This is a genomic window from Bradyrhizobium sp. Pa8, assembly GCF_052588265.1.
In genome coordinates, this window is the sequence record NZ_CP176767.1 from 5,684,607 (window position 1) to 5,701,925 (window position 17,319).

A 17,319-nucleotide genomic window follows, 5' to 3' on the forward strand; every position below is an offset into this window, starting at 1 on the left:
GACTGAACGTGCCGTCTGACGCCATCTGGGCCTGGAGCATCATCTTCGCCGCGACCGCAGGCGTCATCATCCGGCCTTTTCGCCTGCCCGAGGCGATCTGGGCCGTGATCGGCGCCGGCGCCCTGGTGCTGCTCGGGCTCCTGTCGTGGCAGGATGCGCTCACGGGCATCGAGAAAGGCGTCGACGTCTATCTCTTCCTGATCGGCATGATGCTGATCGCCGAGCTCGCCCGGCTCGAAGGCCTGTTCGACTATCTTGCCGCGCTTGCGGTGGAATATGCAGCCGGCTCGCCGCAGCGGCTATTTCTGCTGATCTATCTCGTCGGCACGGTCGTCACCGTGCTGCTCTCCAATGACGCAACCGCGATCGTGCTGACACCCGCGGTCTACGCCGCGACGCGCGCGGCCGGCGCCAAGCCGCTGCCCTATCTCTTCGTCTGCGCCTTCATCGCCAACGCCGCAAGCTTCGTGCTGCCGATCTCAAACCCGGCCAATCTCGTCGTGTTCGGCTCGCGCATGCCGCATCTGACCGAATGGCTGCGTCAGTTCGCCCTGCCCTCGCTCGCCTCGATCGTGCTGACCTATGTCGTGCTGCGCTTCACCCAGCATCGCGCGCTGAAGGAGGAGACCATCGAGCGCCGCGTGCCGCACAAGGTGCTCAGCCGCGGCGGCAAGCTGACCGCGATCGGCATTGCCGCGATCGGCGTCGTGCTGATCACGGCCTCCGCGCTCGACAAGCAGCTTGGCCTGCCGACCTTCATCTGCGGCGCCGTGACGACCGGCCTCGTGCTGCTGCTCAGCCGTCAGTCGCCCATGCCGGTGCTGAAGCACGTGTCCTGGAGCGTGCTGCCGCTGGTCGGCGGGCTTTTCGTGATGGTGGAAGCACTGGTGAAGACTGGCGTGATCGGCCATCTCAGCGCACTTCTGCACGAGGCCGTCGCGCAGTCCGTACCCGGGGCCGGCTGGAGCGTTGGGATCGCCACCGCCATCGCCACCAATATTGCCAATAACCTGCCGGTCGGCCTCGTCGCCGGGTCGATCGTGGCCGCCGATCACCTGCCCACCTCGGTCGTCAGCGCCATCCTGATCGGCGTCGACCTGGGACCGAATTTCTCGATCACCGGTTCGCTCGCAACCATCCTGTGGCTGGTCGCTCTGCGCCGAGAGAAGATCGACGTCGGCGCCTGGCCGTTCCTCAAGCTGGGCCTGCTGGTGACGCCGCCGGCCCTGATCGCGGCCTTGGCTGCCGCGATCAGGTAACTTGCGAGATCAGTCGTTCTCGTAGCCGTAGACTTCCGGCAGGATGAAGATTGCGGCGAGCAATCCGATCAGCGGGAAGATCGCGACCATCAGCGTGGCATTCGCCTGGCCGATCGCCGCGAACACCGTCGGGAACAGGAAGATCGCCAGGAACGACGGCAGCTTCACGAACATGTAGGCGAAGCCACTGGCCGTGCCGCGATACTTGGGCTTGGCGACCATGGTCGGGATCGTCATGCAGTTCGACGCGTCCCAATAATGGCCCCACAACATGGCGGCGGCCGCGAACGGCAGCAGGATCTTGTTGTCGGTGTAGAGCGCGAAAGCCGCGACCAGCAGCGAAGCCAGCACGATGCCGAAACCGGCGATCGCGATGCCGCGGTGGCCGATCTTCGGCGTCAGCAGCGGTCCGACCCAGCCGGACAGAGCGGCGAAGCTGAACAGCGCCATCGTCACCAGATTGATGCCGAGCACGCTCGACACGCCAACCATGACAAAGAGTACCGGCAGGTAGAACGCAAAGGTCGAGAACTCGCTGCCCTGCGCGAAGCAGGCGATCCAGCCGTAGACCGTGGCGCGCCAGCGGATCGGATCCTTCTTGAGATCGGCGAGGAACGCGCGGGTCGAGACCTTCGGCACCTCCACGTCATGGTTCGGCAGCATGTCGAGATTGTCATTGAACATCTCGCGCGCGACCTGCTTGGCCTCGCGGTAGCGTCCCTTCTGCACCAGCCACACCGCCGTCTCCGGCACGTCGTGGCGCATCACCAGGATGATCAGCGCCGGCAAAGCGCCGAGGCCCAGCGTCACGCGCCACAGCATCTCGTGCTGCATGTCGGTCAGCAGGAAGATCACGATGACGCCGATGGTGAGCACCTCACCGACCGCGAACATGAACTGCCAGCGATTGCCCATGACCTCGCGCTCACCCTTGGCCATGGATTCCATGATGTAGGTGTAGCCGGTCGAAATATCCGAGCCGAGCGGAATGCCGAGCAGGAAGCGGATCACGATGAGCCAGGTGACGTTCGGCACGAAAGCCTGCGCCAGCGCCAGCACGATGAACAGCACCATCGTCACCAGGAACATGACGCGGCGGCCGATCTTGTCGGAGAGCCAGCCGCCGAGCAGCGCGCCGATCAGGGCGCCGCCCTGCGTGCCGGCTGCAGCGAGACCGAGCATCAGCGGATCGGGATTGTACTGCTCCTTGATGAAGATCAGCACGAAGGCGATCGAGTAGAGATCCCAGGCTTCGACCAGGATCGAGGCCATCATCAGCCAGCCGACCTTGTTGCCCTTGGGACTGTAGTTCGTGATGAGGTAGCGGACCGCGGCTTCGCTCGCGGTCGGTTGTGGCATCGCCATCGTTGACATCTTTGGTCCTCTCTTCAAAACTCTCTTACGTGCCGAGCAGCGGCTCGATGCTGCAATCGAGCAGGCGCGGATCGATCCCCGCCTCCATGCCCGTGAACATGTGGTCCATGTAGTCGATCAACGCATCGCTCGCCTTCACCGCGTCCTCGACATGGCGGCCGGCGACCGCACCGAGAATGGCGAGGTGGCGATCGATCGTGCCCGACAGATCGGCCTGTCCCGGCATGAAGCGATGGTGGATGTAGCCGATGCGGCGGTACAGCGTGTGCAACGGCCGCAGCGTGTGCACCAGGAAGGGCTCGCCGGCGGCTTCCAGCACCAGCGCGTCGATGCGGCGATCGATGCTGTTGAATTCGTCGAGGGTCAGGGTGGCGCGGCGTTCGCGCAGCAGACGCTCGATGTGCAGCGCCTGATTGCGATGCGACAGGCTGGCGCGATCAGCCGCGAGCCGCACGACAAAGCGCTCCATGTCGCGGCGCAAGGCCAGAAGCATCCGCTCGCGCGCAAGGTCGATCGGCGCGATGTGCAGGCCGTGGCGCGGACGGATGATGATGAGCGTGTCGGCGGAAAGACGATTGACGGCGTGATGCACCGGTGTGCGCCCGAAGCCGGTGATGTGCTGCAATTCCAGCATCGTCATGAATTGTCCGGGCTTGAGCTCGCAGTGGACGAGCAGCTCTTCGATCTTCTGATAGGCCAGCTCGAAGAAGTTGAGCCGGTTGTGCCGGGAGGGCTTGCCCTCGCCGTCGTCCGCGTTTCTCACCACCTCGAGCGCGCGCTTGCGCCGTGCCATGTCGTCCTCCTGTCAGTCGCGCTCTCATTGCTGGGTGGCGCCTTAGTTGTGGGACCCTTAAAACATGTTGTGATATATTACAAGCAGGCGTAAGACGTTCGCGCGACCTGCAACATGTTGCAGTGCGAAATGAGACGTCAGGCGCGAGGCGCCTGTGATGGGAGGATTGTTGCCGTGAAGATCACGTCAATCGAGACGCTGCGCACCGAGGAATTTTCCAACGTCATCTGGGTGCGCGTCCACACCGACACGGGCATGATCGGTCTCGGCGAAACCTTCTATGGCGCGGGCGCGGTCGAAGCGCAGATCCACGACACCTTTGCCGGCCGCCTGCTCGGCCGCAATCCGCTGCACATCGAGGCGATCCATCGCGACATGCTGAACCTGCCGATGGCGCAATCCTCGACCGGCGTCGAATACCGCGCGGCTTCTGCGATCGACATCGCGCTATGGGATCTGTTCGGCAAGATCTGCAATCAGCCTGTGCACCAGATGCTCGGCGGCCTCTGCCGCGACAAGCAGCGCATCTACAACACCTGCGCCGGCACCCAGTATGTCCGCTCCACCAATATCAGCCCGGTCGCCAACTGGAATCTCGGCGCCTCCAAAGGCCCCTACGAGGACCTCGACGGCTTCATGCACCACGCCGACGCGCTGGCGGAAAGCCTGCTGGAGAGCGGCATCTCCGCGATGAAGATCTGGCCGTTCGATCCGGCGGCACAGGAGAACAAGGGCCTTTACATCACCGCAGCCCAGATGAAGCGGGCGATCGAACCGTTCGAGAAGATCCGCAAGGCCGTCGGCGACAAGATGGAGATCATGGTCGAGCTCCATTCGCTTTGGAATCTGCCGACCGCCAAGCAGATCGCACGCGCGCTCGAGCCCTACAAGCCGACCTGGTACGAAGACCCGATCCGGATGAACTCGCCGCAGGCGCTGGCCGAATACGCCCGCTCGACCGACGTCTGGGTCTGCGCCAGCGAGACGCTGGGCTCGCGCTTTCCCTACAAGGACATGCTCGACCGCGACGCCATGCATGTGGTGATGGCGGATCTGTGCTGGACCGGTGGCTTGACCGAAGGTCGCAAGATCGCGGCGATGGCCGAGACCTATCACCGCCCGTTTGCGCCGCATGACTGCATCGGCCCGATCGGCTTCATCGCCGCCATCCACATGTCGTTCAGCCAGCCCAACACGCTGATCCAGGAATCGGTACGCGCCTTCTACAAGGGCTGGTACAATGAGCTCGTCACCACGATGCCCACGATCAAGGACGGTTTTGTCTATCCGATGGAAGGACCGGGCCTCGGCGTCGACCTTCTGCCCGCCGTATTCGACCGCTCCGATCTGACCGTGCGTCGCTCCAACGTCTGAGGATTTCTTGAGATGAGCACCGCCCTCTTCGACCTTTCCGGCCGCACCGCACTCGTGACCGGCTCCTCCCGCGGGCTCGGCCGCGCCATTGCCGAGGGCATGGCCAAGGCCGGCGCCAAGATCATCATCAACGGCGTCGACCCCAAGCGAGTCGAGCAGGCCGTGGCCGAATTTCGCGCCGCCGGACATCAGGCCGAGGGCGCCGCCTTCAACGTCACCGACGAGCCGGCGATCGTCGCGGCCTTCGAGCGCTTCGACCGCGAAGGGCTTGCGGTCGACATTCTCGTCAACAATGCCGGGATCCAGCACCGCAAGCCGCTGGTCGAGTTCACCACCGACGAATGGCGCAAGGTGATCGAGACTGACCTCACCAGCGCCTTCGTGATCGGCCGCGAGGCCGGCAAGCGCATGATCCCGCGCAAGCACGGCAAGATCATCAATATCGGCTCGCTCGGCAGCGAGCTCGCACGCCCCACCATCGCGCCCTACACCGCGGCGAAGGGCGGCATCAAGAACCTGACCCGCTCGATGGCGGTGGAATGGGCCCAGCACGGCATCCAGGCCAACGCGATCGGCCCCGGCTACATGCTCACCGACATGAACGAGGCGTTGGTCAACAACACCGACTTCAACAACTGGCTGATGGGTCGCATCCCCTCCAAGCGCTGGGGCAGGCCTGACGAGCTCGTCGGCGCCGCGATCTTCCTGGCGTCGGACGCTTCGACCTACGTCAACGGACAGATCATCTATGTCGATGGCGGCATGATCGCCGCGATGTAACCGCGAACGCCAAGGGAACGAGACCATGCGCGCCGTCGTCATCCACGCCCCGAAAGACCTGCGGATCGACAGCTATCCCGATCCAGAACCCGCTCCGGGCGAAGTCCGCGTCAAGATTGCGAACGGCGGCATCTGCGGCTCCGATCTGCACTACTACCATCACGGCGGCTTCGGCGTCGTGCGCATCCAGCAGCCGATGGCGCTGGGCCACGAGATCGCGGGCGTGGTCGCGGCCGTCGGTGACGGCGTCACCAATGTGAAGCCGGGCACGCGCGTCGCCGTCAATCCGAGCAGACCGTGCGGCCAGTGCCTGCATTGCCAGGAAGGCATGCGCAACCAGTGCCTCGACATGCGCTTCCTCGGCAGCGCGATGCGCTTCCCCCATGTGCAGGGCGGCTTTCGCGAATTCATCACGGTCGATGCCACGCAGGCGGTGCCGATCGCGGACAAGCTGACATTGGCGGAAGCCGCGGTGGCCGAGCCGCTCGCGGTGTGCCTGCATGCCGGCAAGCAGGCCGGCCCCCTCCTCGGCAAGCGCGTGCTGATCACGGGTTGCGGGCCGATTGGTGCGCTGATGATCCTGGTGTCGCGCTTCGGCGGCGCATCCGAGATCGTGGTGACCGATGTTGCCGACGCACCGCTCGCGGTCGCAAAGAAGCTCGGCGCCACCCACGCCATCAATGTCGCGACCGATGCCACAGCGCTCGATCCCTGGCGCGCCGGCAAGGGCGTGTTCGACACCCTGTTCGAGGCCTCGGGCAACCAGGCCGCGCTTCGCACCGCGCTCGACGTACTCCGGCCCGGCGCGACGCTGGTGCAGCTCGGTCTCGGCGGCGAGATGACGCTGCCGATCAACTCCATCGTCGCCAAGGAATTGCAGCTCCGCGGCACCTTCCGCTTCGACCCCGAATTCGAGCTCGCGGTGCGGCTGATGGGCGAAGGGCTGATCGACGTGAAACCGCTGATCACGGCCACCATGCCGTTCGAGAACGCGGTCGCCGCGTTCGAACTCGCCAGCGACCGCTCGCAATCGATGAAGGTGCAGCTGACGTTCTAGGGCAAGTATCGCCGCTACTGGCTCCCGATCAGCTTATCGCTGACCAGCCGGACCGCGCCCCGTTTCCACGAATAGTCGGCACCCATGCGCAGGCCGCTGTCGCCATGCGACAGCACCGCACCGGTCCTGGCATCGCGGACCTGGAAGCCGAGCGTGTATTCGGTGCGGCTGACCCGCCGCACCACGCCGATCAGCGACTGATCCGCGCCGAGCTTTTGCGCGATCGCCGCCTCGCAGCCACCGCAATCCCGCAAGGCGCGCGCCTTGACCGCCTCGCCGCCGGCATCAACGATGCGGTAGCGGCCGGATTGACCCAGCGCCTCGCGCACGCTGCCGGTGACCTCGGCCAGATATGACGCATCCGACGCGGCCGAAGTGCCCGCTGCGGCGGCGGTCGTGTCCTCAAGCTCGAAATCGAACACGGCCAGCGCGACCGGCGCGGGCGTGGCGAGCGCGGCCATGATTTCGCGAGACACGAAAATCTCGGCACGCTCCCATGATTCATCACTGTCGCCACGGAAGGTGTAGAGCTTGTCCATCACGAGCTTCTTGGCGCCGACGTCGATCACGGCGACCTTGGCCCATTGCACCAGCGTGCTCGTCTTCTGGATGCCGCCGATGACCTTGAATGCCGCACCGTCCTGGGCAGCCGGCACCGGCCGGTAGCGGCCGTCCGCACTGATATCCCGCCTGAGCGCGGCCATGAACGCCGACAGCCGCCGCTCGTGCGCGGCGGTCTGGTTGGCAGGCTCGGCCGACGTATCGGTGTAGCTGAAATCGTCCATGGCAACGCCGATGGCATCCTCGGCACCGGCAGGCGAAGAGGCCGCCGGGAGGACGAAGAGGAGGAAAGCAGAGAGGATCAAGCTGATACGGCGCATGCGGGCCTCGTGTGATGGAGCGGCGGCGCAATCTGGACGGCAGCCTCAGGTCATGCAGCTGCGCTGGTCCCGGCCAAGGCCGGGAAAATTTCACGACGTTGCACTGCGGTAAGCGCGGCGCTTTGCGCCGCTTGCGTTCTGCCGTTTAATGCTGGGGCGACAATTCCGTTCGCGCCAGGTGCCCGCCGATGTGGAACCGCCCGAGGTTCGATCTCAAGGTCCGTCTGACATTGCGCGTGGCCGCCATATCGGCCGCGTGCTTCGCCGCGATCTCCGCCTATTTCCTCATCACCGCCGACCGCGCGGCCCATGCGCGCCTCGACGACATCGCCGCCATCGTGGCCAAGACGCTGGAGCTGCAACAGGGCAAGATCCAGTGGGTGGCGAGCCCGCGCTCGGACTTTCCCAACCTCGACCCCGTTTCGGCCTACGTGATGACGCCCGGCCTGTGCCTGGCGTTCCGCGGCGTGAGCGGCGACATCCTCCAGCGATTCTGTAGCGGCGCGCCGATACCGGCGAACCCGCCGCCGCAGGTCTTCGCGGCCTTCTATCGCAGCCTGTTCGACCCCGGCCGCGAGGCGGCACGGCCCGTGATCGTGCGTGGAACGAAACTCGGCGAGACCGTGGTCTCGGTCGACCCGGCGGTGCAGACGGCCGACGCCTGGCACGAGGCCGGCCGCCTGATGCTCGCACTTGCAATCGCACTGCCGCTGCTATGCGTCCTGGTCTACGCCGCACTGGCGCGTGCGCTGCGCCCCACCCGCATGATCCGCTCCGGCCTCGAACAGATCGCCGCCAATGACCTTTCGACGCGGCTGCCGCCGTTCGATCTCGCCGAGCTGTCGGCGATCCGCGACGTCTTCAACCATCTCGCCGAAAGCCTCGACACCGCGCTGGCCGAGCGCAGCGAGCTGACGCGGAAATTGATCGCACTCCAGGACGAGGAGCGCCGCCATCTCGCGCGCGAGCTGCATGACGAGTTCGGCCAGTCGCTGGCCGCCATCCGCGCGCTCGCCTCCTCTGCCCGCCAGACCGCCGTACAGGACTGCCCCTCCCTGCTCGGCGAGTGCGACGGCATCGCGCGGACCGCAACCGGCATGATGGAGACGCTGCGCGGCGCGCTGTTCCGGCTGCGCCCGCCCGACGTCGAGGAGCTCGGGCTCGTGGCGAGCCTCGAAGGCCTGGTCGCGGGCTGGAACGGGCGTAGCCGCGGCCAGACACGGTTTTCGATCCGGTTCGACGGTGCGTTCGCGACCCTGCCCGCCACGATCAGCGCGAGTCTCTACCGCATCGTGCAGGAGGCGCTCACCAACGCCGCCAAGCATGCCGGCGCCACACGGGTCAGCCTGGAGCTCGCGATGCGTGCCGACGAGATCGCACTTGCGATCGACGACGACGGACGGTCGAACGATCCCGCCGCAAAATCCGGAATGGGCCTGCTCGGCATGCGCGAGCGCGTTGCGGCCCTGCGCGGCCAGTTGAGCTTCGAGGCCGCGCCGAACGGCGGCTCCGCGCTGCGCGTGGTCATTCCGCTTGCAGGCCTCGATCGGCAGCCACTGGAGCGCGCGGCATGAGCGCGGCCGATGCGACCATTCTGCTGGTCGACGACCATTCCGTCGTTCGCGAGGGCTATCGCTCCGTGCTCCAGAAGCAGCCCGGGCTTCGCGTCGTCGCCGAAGCGGCCGACGGCGCCGAGGCCTACCGTCTCTTCAAATCCGAGGCGCCCGACCTCGTCATCATGGATCTGAGCATGCCCGGCATCGGCGGCATCGAGGCCGTCAGGCGCATCAGGCAATGGGACAAGGCGGCACGGATCCTGGTCTTCACCATGCACGAGAATGCCGGCTTCGCCGTGCAGGCGATCCGCGCCGGCGCGCGGGGCTATGTCACCAAGACCAGCCCGCCCGAGACGCTGGTGCGCGCCGTGATGGACGTGCTCGCCGGCAAGATCGCCATCAGCCCCGACATCGACCACGAGCTCGCGCTCAGCCGCATTAGCGGCGAGAGCTCGGCCGCCGACGTGCTCACGCCGCGCGAGTTCGAGGTGTTGCGGCTGCTGCTCGCCGAGAACACGACGGAGGAGATCGCCGAGACGCTCCATGTCAGCCCGAAGACGGTGGCGAACCTGCACTCGCTGATCAAGGACAAGCTCGGCGTCGGCTCCGACATCGAGCTGGTCCGGCTGGCGCTGCGGCAAGGAATATTGACGGAGGTCTGATCTCGACGAAAGCTTAAGGCTCCAGCTTCGCTCCGTCAGGTGCAAATGCCTCGACCGTGTCGCCGATCCTGAACGACATCATGTCGCGGCCGACCAGCAGCGGCCCCTTGTAGGCGGCCTGTGTGCGCAGGATCAGCGGCTCCTCCGGAATGTCGGGCCCCGGTTTCACCGTGCCGAACACGATGTGGGAATAGACGGCGAGCTTTGGCTTGGCGGATGCAAAGATCTGGCCGGCTTCCTCGGGTGACGTGTGGTGCGCCTGGATGTCCTTATAGACCGGATTTCTGACCAGCAGCTCCGGCTCGATCACCGCAACCTCGTGGATCAGCAGATCGGCGCCTTCAGCCGCCTTCGCGATGCGCTCATCGTATTTGGTGTCGCCGGACAGCACGATCTTGTGGCCGCCATATTCGACGACATACCCGAACGACGGCTTGATCTTGTCGCCATGGTTGACCTCGATCGCGGTGACCTTGACGCCGTTGTTGTCGTAGACAGTTCCGGCCTCGATATCCTTCGCGGCGAACTCCACAGCCTTCGGATCGAGATGCTCGTCGTCGATGCGAATGCGGATGTCGTCGGCGAACGCCTTGGTCAGGTTCTCCGTCATGGCGACGGTGCCCTTGGGGCCGTAGAGCTTCATCGGCCCCTTCCGCGAGGCCCATGGCGTGGCGAGCCAGCCGGTCAGCCACATGTCGGGCAGACCGACGAGGTGGTCGGAATGCATATGGGTGATGAAGTTCGCGGTGATCGCGCCGAGCGGGATCTTCAGCTTGTAGAGCTGCATGGTGGAACCGCGGCCGAGATCGAACAGCAGTTTTTCACTCCCCGCCTCCACCAGCGTCGAAGCGCTGAAACTGGTTGGCCGCGGCGTCGGCACCCCGGTGCCCAGCAATGTCACCTTGATCGGTTCGGCTGAGGCAGAAGTGCTGAACGCGAGCAGCACAAGGCCCGCCCTCAAGAGGGTCTTGAGCATAGTGTTCTTCCCTGGATGTCAAATTGTTGCCGCGTGGCCGCGGATCATTCGCGCGCGACCACTGCGTCGAGCCATGCGCAGTTGAGCGGCGGAACGCGCGGGTCGGCGACACGGACGCCGCGGGCCGCCGCATCCAGCCGCATGTCGCGCAGGCGCTTGCGCGGCTCCTCCGGCATGTAAAGGCGCTCGTGGCCCCACAGCGAGGGCCCGTCAAAGGTCTCGTGCGGCTGCCAGGTCTCGGGATCGATCACGCGCCCGCCCCAGCCATATTCGATGAAGAAGCCGGACGGCGTATTCACGTAGAACGAGGTCATGTGGTCGTTGGTGTGCCGGCCCAGCGTGTAGGCGATGCGGCCGTCGTCCATCTGCGCGAGATCGTAACCCTGCCCGACATCGTCCAGACTGCCGAGCTCTACCATGAAATGATGCAGCGCCTTGCGCCCCGAGCCGACCATCGCAAAGGAGTGGTGACGGCCGTTGACGTGGAAGAAGTAGAGGCCATAGGGCTTGAGGCCGAAATCGGAAACGTGGAAGCCGAGCACGTCGCGATAGAACGGCACCAGCGGCTCGACGTCCTCGACATTGAGCACGACATGCCCCATGCCGAGCGCACCGGTGCGGAAACCCGAGATAGGCCGGCCCGGCTTGAATGGCTCGCTCGCAAGCTCCGGCTTGCAAAAAGCCTCCAGCCGGTTGCCGGCCGGGTCAGTGAACGCGATCAGCTCGGTCACATGCCGCTCGTCGGCCAGCGCGCGTGAGCCGCGCGTCACCTTGACGCCGTGGCTTTCCAGCCGCCCCGCCAACTGGTCAAGCTCGGCGGTCGAGGGAACCTCCCAGCCCATCACCGCGAGGCCGGCGTCGCTGCTGCCATCGACGATCAGGCGCTGCCTGCGATCATCCATGCGGAAGGCGCGCATCTTGCCGCCGCGATCGACCTGCTGCATGCCGAGCAACCCGGTCGCCATCCGGCCCCACTGATCGAGCTGGGATGAATTGATCCCGATATAGCCGAGCGCGGTGATTTCCATCGACGTCCTCCCGAGGGCATCGCATTCGCCGCACTGCGGCGAACTTGATACCGGCCGCGCGCGATCCTACGGTGGCGTCCCGCAATCGCTTCGCGTTCGCAAAGACGATAGTCGCGCCGCGATCGGCTACAAGGGAGGAAATGCGAAGTGTCCAAGGAGCGGACGCGGAACGGACAACCGCGGCAATCGGAGGGCGTCCGCGCCTTCAAGCGCGGGTTGGACGTGCTGCAGGAGGTCAACCGCTCCGGCGGCATCCGTGCCGGCGACGTCGCGCGCGCGCTCGACCTACCCCGTCCCACGGTCTATCGCCTGCTCGAAACGCTGGAGGAGCTCGGCTATGTTGCCCGCAGCGCCAGCGACGACCGCTTTCGCGTAACCCGGCGCGCGCTCAGTCTCGGCGACGGATACGATCCCGGCGTGGTGATCTGCCAGGCCGCCGCACCTTTTCTCGCGGAACTGAGCAAGACGCTGGTCTGGCCGGTCGATCTCTCCACTTACGAGAACGCCGCGATGGTGGTGCAGGAGACCACCCATTCCCGCAGCCCGCTCTCGATCGACCGCGGCATGATCGGCAAGCGCCTGCCGATGTTGCGGACGTCTGCGGGCCGCGCCTATCTCGCCGCGTGCCCGGCCCGCGAGCGCGACCTGATCGTCAATCATCTCCGCCGCATCGACGAGGCCGACGACCGTCCCTTCCTCGACCAAGCCCGCCTCGACCAGATGATCGCGGAGACAGCCGCTCGCGGCTACGCGATCCGCAGCCAGGGCGAATACAATCCGAAGACAGCCTCGATTGCCGTTCCCATCGCGCGGAACGGCGCTGTGTTCGGGTGTATCTCCATCATCTGGATCCGCTCGGCTCTGGGGATCGAGGAAGCGGTGGCGCAGTTTGCAGCGCAACTTCAGGAGACGGCATCCGCCATTCCGGTCGAGGTGTAGGCGGGCCCGTCCGCTGGGCGGACACTTGGCGCGGCGGCGTTGAACGGGCGGCACGGCTTGGGGAAGAGATAGCCCCATGCAAGATAAATCCGCCTCCGAAGAGTTTGATGTCCTGATCGTCGGCCGTGGCCCGGTCGGGGCCACGCTCGCCAATCTGCTCGGCCTTTGCGGCGTGCGGACGCTGGTACTGGATCGCGAGGCGCGGACCTATCATTTGCCGCGCGCGGTGCATTTCGACGACGAATGCATGCGCGTGTTCCAGACCATTGGCCTCGCCGACGCGATCCTGCCGCAGACCATCCTCAGCCCCGGGATGCTCTTCCTCGACGCCGACGGCCGGATGCTGCTGGACTGGTCGCGGCCGCAGACGCTGACGCCGATGGGCTGGAATCTCAGCTACCGCTTCCACCAGCCCGATCTGGAGGACGTGCTGCTCGGCGGCCTTGCGCGCTGGCCGCATGTCACCTTGCGGAGCCGCTGCGACGTCTTCGCACTCGATCAGGACGAGACCGGCGTACGCGTCCGCTACGAGGACCTTTCCAACGGCAGGCTCACCGAGGTCCGCGCTGCTTGTGTCGTCGGCTGCGACGGCGCGCGTTCTCTCGTTCGCCGCTTCATCGGCTCCGGCATGGACGATCTCGGCTTCCACGAGCGCTGGCTCGTGATCGACGTTCTGCTCAAGCGCGAGCGCGACGATCTCGGCGACTACAGCCTCCAGCATTGCGATCCGCGGCGGCCTGCGACCTATGTGCGCGGCACCGGCACGCGGCGGCGCTGGGAGATCACGGTTCTTCCCGGCGAGACCTCCCAGGATGTCGCGCAGCCGGCCAAGGTCTGGGAGTTGCTGTCGCGCTGGGTCACCCCCGACGATGCGGAGCTTGAGCGCGCAGCGGTCTACACCTTTCATTCCGTCATTGCGCAGCAATGGCGGAGCGGACGGCTGCTGCTCGCGGGCGACTCCGCGCACCAGACCCCACCCTTCCTCGGCCAGGGCATGTGCGCCGGCATCCGCGATGCCGCAAACCTCGCCTGGAAACTTGCTGCGGTCATACGCGAGGGCGTCGCGTCCGATCTGCTCGACACCTATCAGAGCGAGCGCCAGCCGCACGTGCGCGAGTTCATCGAGCTTGCCATTCGCCTCGGCGGCGTCATCAACACCAAGGCGATCGAAGCGGGCCTTGCCGCCGGGCAAGCGCGCGACAATGCGCCGGTCAAGCTCGAGGTGAAAAAGCCGCTGCTCGGCCCGGGGCTCGCACTCGGCGATCTGCCTATTGCCGGACATCTCGCACCGCAATTCATACTCAGCGATGGCGCCCGCTCCGACGATCAGACCGGCTACAGGCATGTGTTGCTCGTCGAAAGCGCCGCCACGCTCCCGTCGCATCTGGCTCATTCACAGGCAGGGCTCAATATCCTGACCAGCGATGATGCAGAGGGCATCGGACCCTGGCTCCGCGAGCACGGCGTCATCGCCGCGCTCGTTCGCCCCGACCGCTACATTCGCGGTACTGCCCGCAACGAGACCGAACTCGGCCGGCTCATCGCCGCCATCACGCCTCCAACCCACGTGCCGTCCGCGGCCTGACCGAACCTCTCAAGGACATCCTATGAAGCTGCTCTCCTTCATCGCCGACGGCCGCACCTCCTTCGGGGCCGTCAAGGACAATGGCGTCGTCGATCTCGGCGTGCGCATGGCGGGCTGCACCACGCTGCGACAGTTGCTCGAAGCTGGCCGCGTCGCCGAGGCGGCAAAGCTAGTGGCATCCACCGCGCCGGATCATCCGCTTGGCAGCATTGCCTTCGCTCCCGTGATCCCCGATCCCGGCAAGATCATCTGCGTCGGCCTCAATTATCGCGATCATGTCGCCGAAACCGGCCGCACCGTCACCGAGAAGCCGGCGCTGTTCGTCCGCTTCCCCTGCAGCCAGGTCGGCCATCTCCAGCCCATCGTGAAGCCGAAAGTGAGCGACGATTTCGACTATGAGGGCGAGCTCGCGCTCGTCATCGGCAAGGAGGGCCGGCATATCCCCGCAGGCCGCGCGCTCGACCATATCGCCGGCTATTCCTGCTACAACGAAGGCAGCATCCGCGACTGGCAACGCCACACCAGCCAGTTCCTCTCCGGCAAGACCTTTGCCGAGAGTGGCAGCTTTGGTCCGTGGCTGGTGACGGCGGACGAGATTCCCGATCCGTCCAAACTGACCTTGCAGACACGGCTGAACGGCACTGTGGTGCAGGACACCACCACGGATCTCCTGATCACAGGCATCCCCGAGCTGATCGCCTACATCTCGACGATCTGTCCGCTCGTCCCCGGCGACGTCATCGTGACGGGCACGCCGGGCGGCGTCGGCGCCAAGCGCACGCCGCCGCTGTGGATGCGCCCCGGCGACACCGTCGAGGTCGAGATCTCCGGCATCGGCACCTTGCGCAACAAGGTCATCGCCGAACCGGCCTGACCGCCGACGCCGCTCAATCAAACATAACAACATCAGGAAACGCCATGGTCCCCCTTCGCACGACATCCGCCGCCACTCTGCTCATTGCGCTGGCGCTCGCAGGCCCCACCGCGCGCGCCGAGATCAAGGGCGACGCCATCCGCATCCGCGTCCTCACCGACATGAACGGCATTTTCGCGACCGCCATGGGCCCGGGCTCGGTCGAGGCGGCGCGGATAGCGGCGGAGGAGTTCGGCGGCAATATCAACGGCAAGCCGATCGAGATCCTGCAGGCCGATCACCAGAACAAGCCGGACCTTGCGGCCTCGCTCGCCCGCAAATGGTTCAGCGACGGTGTGCAGGCGATCGCAGACGGCGGCAGTTCCGGTGCGGCGCTCGCGGTGCAGGAGCTGGTGCGAGGCAACGGCAAGATCTTCCTGGTCTCCGGCGCCGGCGCCAACCAGCTCACCGACGAGGCCTGCGCACCGACCAGCGTGCAATGGACCCAGGACGCCTACTCCACCGCGACCGCCGTGGTCTCCGGCATCATGCAGACCAGCAGGGAGCCATGGTTCTTCATCACCGGCGACTATGCTTTCGGCCATTCGATCGAGGCGACCGCGCGCGAGCGCATCGCCGCGCTCGGCGGCAAGGTTGCCGGCAGCGTGAAAGCCCAGCTCGGCACGCCCGACTACTCGTCGTTCCTGCTTCAGGCCCAGTCGTCCGGCGCAAAAATCCTCGCGATCAACGTCGCCGGCGACAACGCCACCGCGATCAAGCAGGCGGAGGAATTCGGGCTCGCAGACCAGGGCATGAAGATCGTGCCGATGTCGTTCCAGAACGTCGACATCGCGGCGGTCGGCCTGAAGGCGACGCGCGGCGATCTCATCGTCACCTCGTTCTTCGAGGACGTCTCGCCGGCCGCCCGGAAATTCTCGGACGCGTTCTATGCCCGCCGCAAGGCGATGCCGTCACAGATCCAGGCGGGCGTCTATTCCGCCGTGCGTCACTATCTGCAAGCCGTCAAGGACAGCGATACGGACGACAGCGCGGCCGTGATGGCCAAGATGAAGGCGACGCCGGTGTCGGATGCGTATACGCCGAACGGTCGCATCCGTGAGGACCAGCGCATGGTGCACGATCTCTATCTGGTGCAGGTCAAGACGCCGGAAGAGTCCAAAGGTCCCTGGGACTTCGTCAAGCTGGTCGCAACCATCCCGCCCGACCAGGCCTTCCGTCCGCTCGACCGCAGCAAGTGCAGCCTGGTCGGCAGGTAATCGCTCAGGCCAGATAACGCGTGAGATAGCCTTCCATCGCGTAGAGCGCGCAGAGCGCGAGGCTCGACCAAACCGCAGCGGTGAAATACAGGAACATCCAGGTCAGCTCGCCCTTCCAATGCGCGATGTCGTGGGTCACCACCCAGCGCGTCGCGACGTCATGCAGGCCTTCGAGGAAGCCGAGCAGCCTGTTGCCCTCTTCATGCCCTGCCCGCCAGCGGCTGAGATACATCGGCACGTCGACGGTGACGAGGAAGGCGAGGAAGCAGGCGATGCCGATGATGCCGACGATCAGCGCCCAGCGCACCGGTCCCTGGAATTCCGGCATGAGGCGGCACAGCGCGATGCCGGCGAGGAAAAACGTCACCGCCCACAACGAATTCTCGATCGCGTTGTAGAGGAAGTTCGTGGTGACGACCGCGTACCAGGAGAAGCACTCCGCAATGATGATGATGGGCACGATCACCAGCGCGATGTTCACCGCGGTCTCGGCCCCGGTCATATGACCTAGCTGATGCAGAATGATCGCCCATTGCGCGACGAAGCACAGTTCGGCCACGGTCGCGACGGTGCGGCCGACGAACACGCTGGAGAGCCAGGTGTCGAACAGGCAGATGCGCTGCACGTCGGCGCGCGGCAGGAACGATCGGAATGCGCAGCCGAACACATAGCCGGCGCAGAGCAGGAACATCAGCCCGATATCCGAACCGCCGCCGGCGCTGCCGGCAACCGTCGGATAGAACTCGCGGTACAGCATGAACCAAACGAGAATGTTGGCCGCACTGACAAGCGTCAGGGACCCCCACCACCACGCGAGGGGATTTGACCGCGCCTGCCACTGCAACATGAATCGCTCCGCCGTAACCGATATGACATTTAGCGGTAGCAATTCTGTCATAAATCGGCGGCACGACGCGACAAAAAT

Annotated in this window: 16 protein-coding genes; 10 read left to right on the forward strand and 6 right to left on the reverse strand. The window is 65.5% G+C overall.

The features are described 5' to 3' along the window. Window positions 1-8 precede the first annotated feature (8 nt). A complete protein-coding gene (locus tag ACKWRH_RS26775; RefSeq protein ID WP_445215967.1) occupies window positions 9-1,259 on the forward strand; it encodes an arsenic transporter in 1,251 nt (416 codons plus the stop codon). Window positions 1,260-1,268: 9 nt separating this feature from the next. Here ACKWRH_RS26775 and ACKWRH_RS26780 read toward each other — a convergent pair whose 3' ends face one another. Next, the gene (locus tag ACKWRH_RS26780) at window positions 1,269-2,633 is read right to left on the reverse strand and encodes an MFS transporter (protein ID WP_445215968.1); all 1,365 of its coding nucleotides are present in this window, start codon (window positions 2,631-2,633) and stop codon (window positions 1,269-1,271) included. 25 nt (window positions 2,634-2,658) lie between these two features. Continuing rightward, a complete protein-coding gene (locus tag ACKWRH_RS26785) occupies window positions 2,659-3,426 on the reverse strand; it encodes a GntR family transcriptional regulator (RefSeq protein ID WP_445215969.1) in 768 nt (255 codons plus the stop codon). A gap of 174 nt (window positions 3,427-3,600) precedes the next feature. On the opposite strand from ACKWRH_RS26785, the gene ACKWRH_RS26790 reads away from it, so the two are divergent. The 3 genes from ACKWRH_RS26790 to ACKWRH_RS26800 are packed head-to-tail and all read left to right on the forward strand — an operon-like array spanning window position 3,601 to window position 6,637. Continuing rightward, window positions 3,601-4,800, forward strand: a complete 1,200-nt coding sequence (locus ACKWRH_RS26790; protein WP_445215970.1) for a mandelate racemase/muconate lactonizing enzyme family protein — start codon at window positions 3,601-3,603, stop codon at window positions 4,798-4,800. A gap of 12 nt (window positions 4,801-4,812) precedes the next feature. Beyond that, complete coding sequence (locus ACKWRH_RS26795) at window positions 4,813-5,580, forward strand: SDR family oxidoreductase (protein ID WP_063982668.1); 768 nt, start codon at window positions 4,813-4,815, stop codon at window positions 5,578-5,580. A gap of 25 nt (window positions 5,581-5,605) precedes the next feature. Next, window positions 5,606-6,637 carry an L-idonate 5-dehydrogenase gene (locus ACKWRH_RS26800; RefSeq protein WP_445215971.1) on the forward strand — a complete coding sequence of 344 codons (1,032 nt, stop codon included), beginning with the start codon at window positions 5,606-5,608 and terminating at the stop codon, window positions 6,635-6,637. A gap of 14 nt (window positions 6,638-6,651) precedes the next feature. Here the strand turns inward: ACKWRH_RS26800 and ACKWRH_RS26805 are convergent, their stop codons facing one another. Beyond that, window positions 6,652-7,518, reverse strand: a complete 867-nt coding sequence (locus ACKWRH_RS26805; RefSeq protein WP_445215972.1) for a DUF2380 domain-containing protein — start codon at window positions 7,516-7,518, stop codon at window positions 6,652-6,654. 188 nt (window positions 7,519-7,706) lie between these two features. Here ACKWRH_RS26805 and ACKWRH_RS26810 point away from each other — a divergent pair, with 188 nt between their 5' ends. Continuing rightward, window positions 7,707-9,092 (forward strand): HAMP domain-containing sensor histidine kinase, encoded by a 1,386-nt coding sequence (locus ACKWRH_RS26810; RefSeq protein WP_445215973.1) that lies wholly within the window; start codon window positions 7,707-7,709, stop codon window positions 9,090-9,092. After that, window positions 9,089-9,736, forward strand: coding sequence for a response regulator (locus ACKWRH_RS26815; protein ID WP_028154958.1), 648 nt, complete (start codon window positions 9,089-9,091; stop codon window positions 9,734-9,736). The genes ACKWRH_RS26810 and ACKWRH_RS26815 overlap by 4 nt, the downstream gene beginning before the upstream one ends. A 13-nt stretch (window positions 9,737-9,749) precedes the next feature. Here ACKWRH_RS26815 and ACKWRH_RS26820 read toward each other — a convergent pair whose 3' ends face one another. Both ACKWRH_RS26820 and ACKWRH_RS26825 read right to left on the reverse strand, forming a co-directional pair. Then, window positions 9,750-10,712: an MBL fold metallo-hydrolase gene (locus ACKWRH_RS26820; RefSeq protein WP_445215974.1), complete on the reverse strand. Its 963-nt coding sequence runs from the start codon at window positions 10,710-10,712 to the stop codon at window positions 9,750-9,752. Between the two features lie 44 nt (window positions 10,713-10,756). Continuing rightward, on the reverse strand, window positions 10,757-11,740 hold the full coding sequence (locus tag ACKWRH_RS26825) for a VOC family protein (protein ID WP_445215975.1): 984 nt from the start codon (window positions 11,738-11,740) through the stop codon (window positions 10,757-10,759). 147 nt (window positions 11,741-11,887) lie between these two features. Between ACKWRH_RS26825 and ACKWRH_RS26830 the strand changes: the two genes are divergently transcribed. The 4 genes from ACKWRH_RS26830 (at window position 11,888) to ACKWRH_RS26845 (ending at window position 16,394) form a co-directional block, all read left to right on the forward strand. Then, window positions 11,888-12,679, forward strand: coding sequence for a DNA-binding transcriptional regulator (locus tag ACKWRH_RS26830; protein WP_445215976.1), 792 nt, complete (start codon window positions 11,888-11,890; stop codon window positions 12,677-12,679). Between the two features lie 76 nt (window positions 12,680-12,755). Then, window positions 12,756-14,264: a bifunctional 3-(3-hydroxy-phenyl)propionate/3-hydroxycinnamic acid hydroxylase MhpA gene (mhpA, locus tag ACKWRH_RS26835; RefSeq protein WP_445215977.1), complete on the forward strand. Its 1,509-nt coding sequence runs from the start codon at window positions 12,756-12,758 to the stop codon at window positions 14,262-14,264. Window positions 14,265-14,286: 22 nt separating this feature from the next. Next, window positions 14,287-15,138, forward strand: coding sequence for a fumarylacetoacetate hydrolase family protein (locus ACKWRH_RS26840; protein ID WP_445215978.1), 852 nt, complete (start codon window positions 14,287-14,289; stop codon window positions 15,136-15,138). Between the two features lie 44 nt (window positions 15,139-15,182). Beyond that, complete coding sequence (locus tag ACKWRH_RS26845) at window positions 15,183-16,394, forward strand: ABC transporter substrate-binding protein (RefSeq protein ID WP_445215979.1); 1,212 nt, start codon at window positions 15,183-15,185, stop codon at window positions 16,392-16,394. A 4-nt stretch (window positions 16,395-16,398) separates the two neighbouring features. On the opposite strand, the gene ACKWRH_RS26850 is transcribed toward ACKWRH_RS26845, so the two are convergent. Beyond that, window positions 16,399-17,241, reverse strand: a complete 843-nt coding sequence (locus ACKWRH_RS26850) for a hypothetical protein (RefSeq protein WP_445215980.1) — start codon at window positions 17,239-17,241, stop codon at window positions 16,399-16,401. Between the last annotated feature and the right edge of the window lie 78 nt (window positions 17,242-17,319).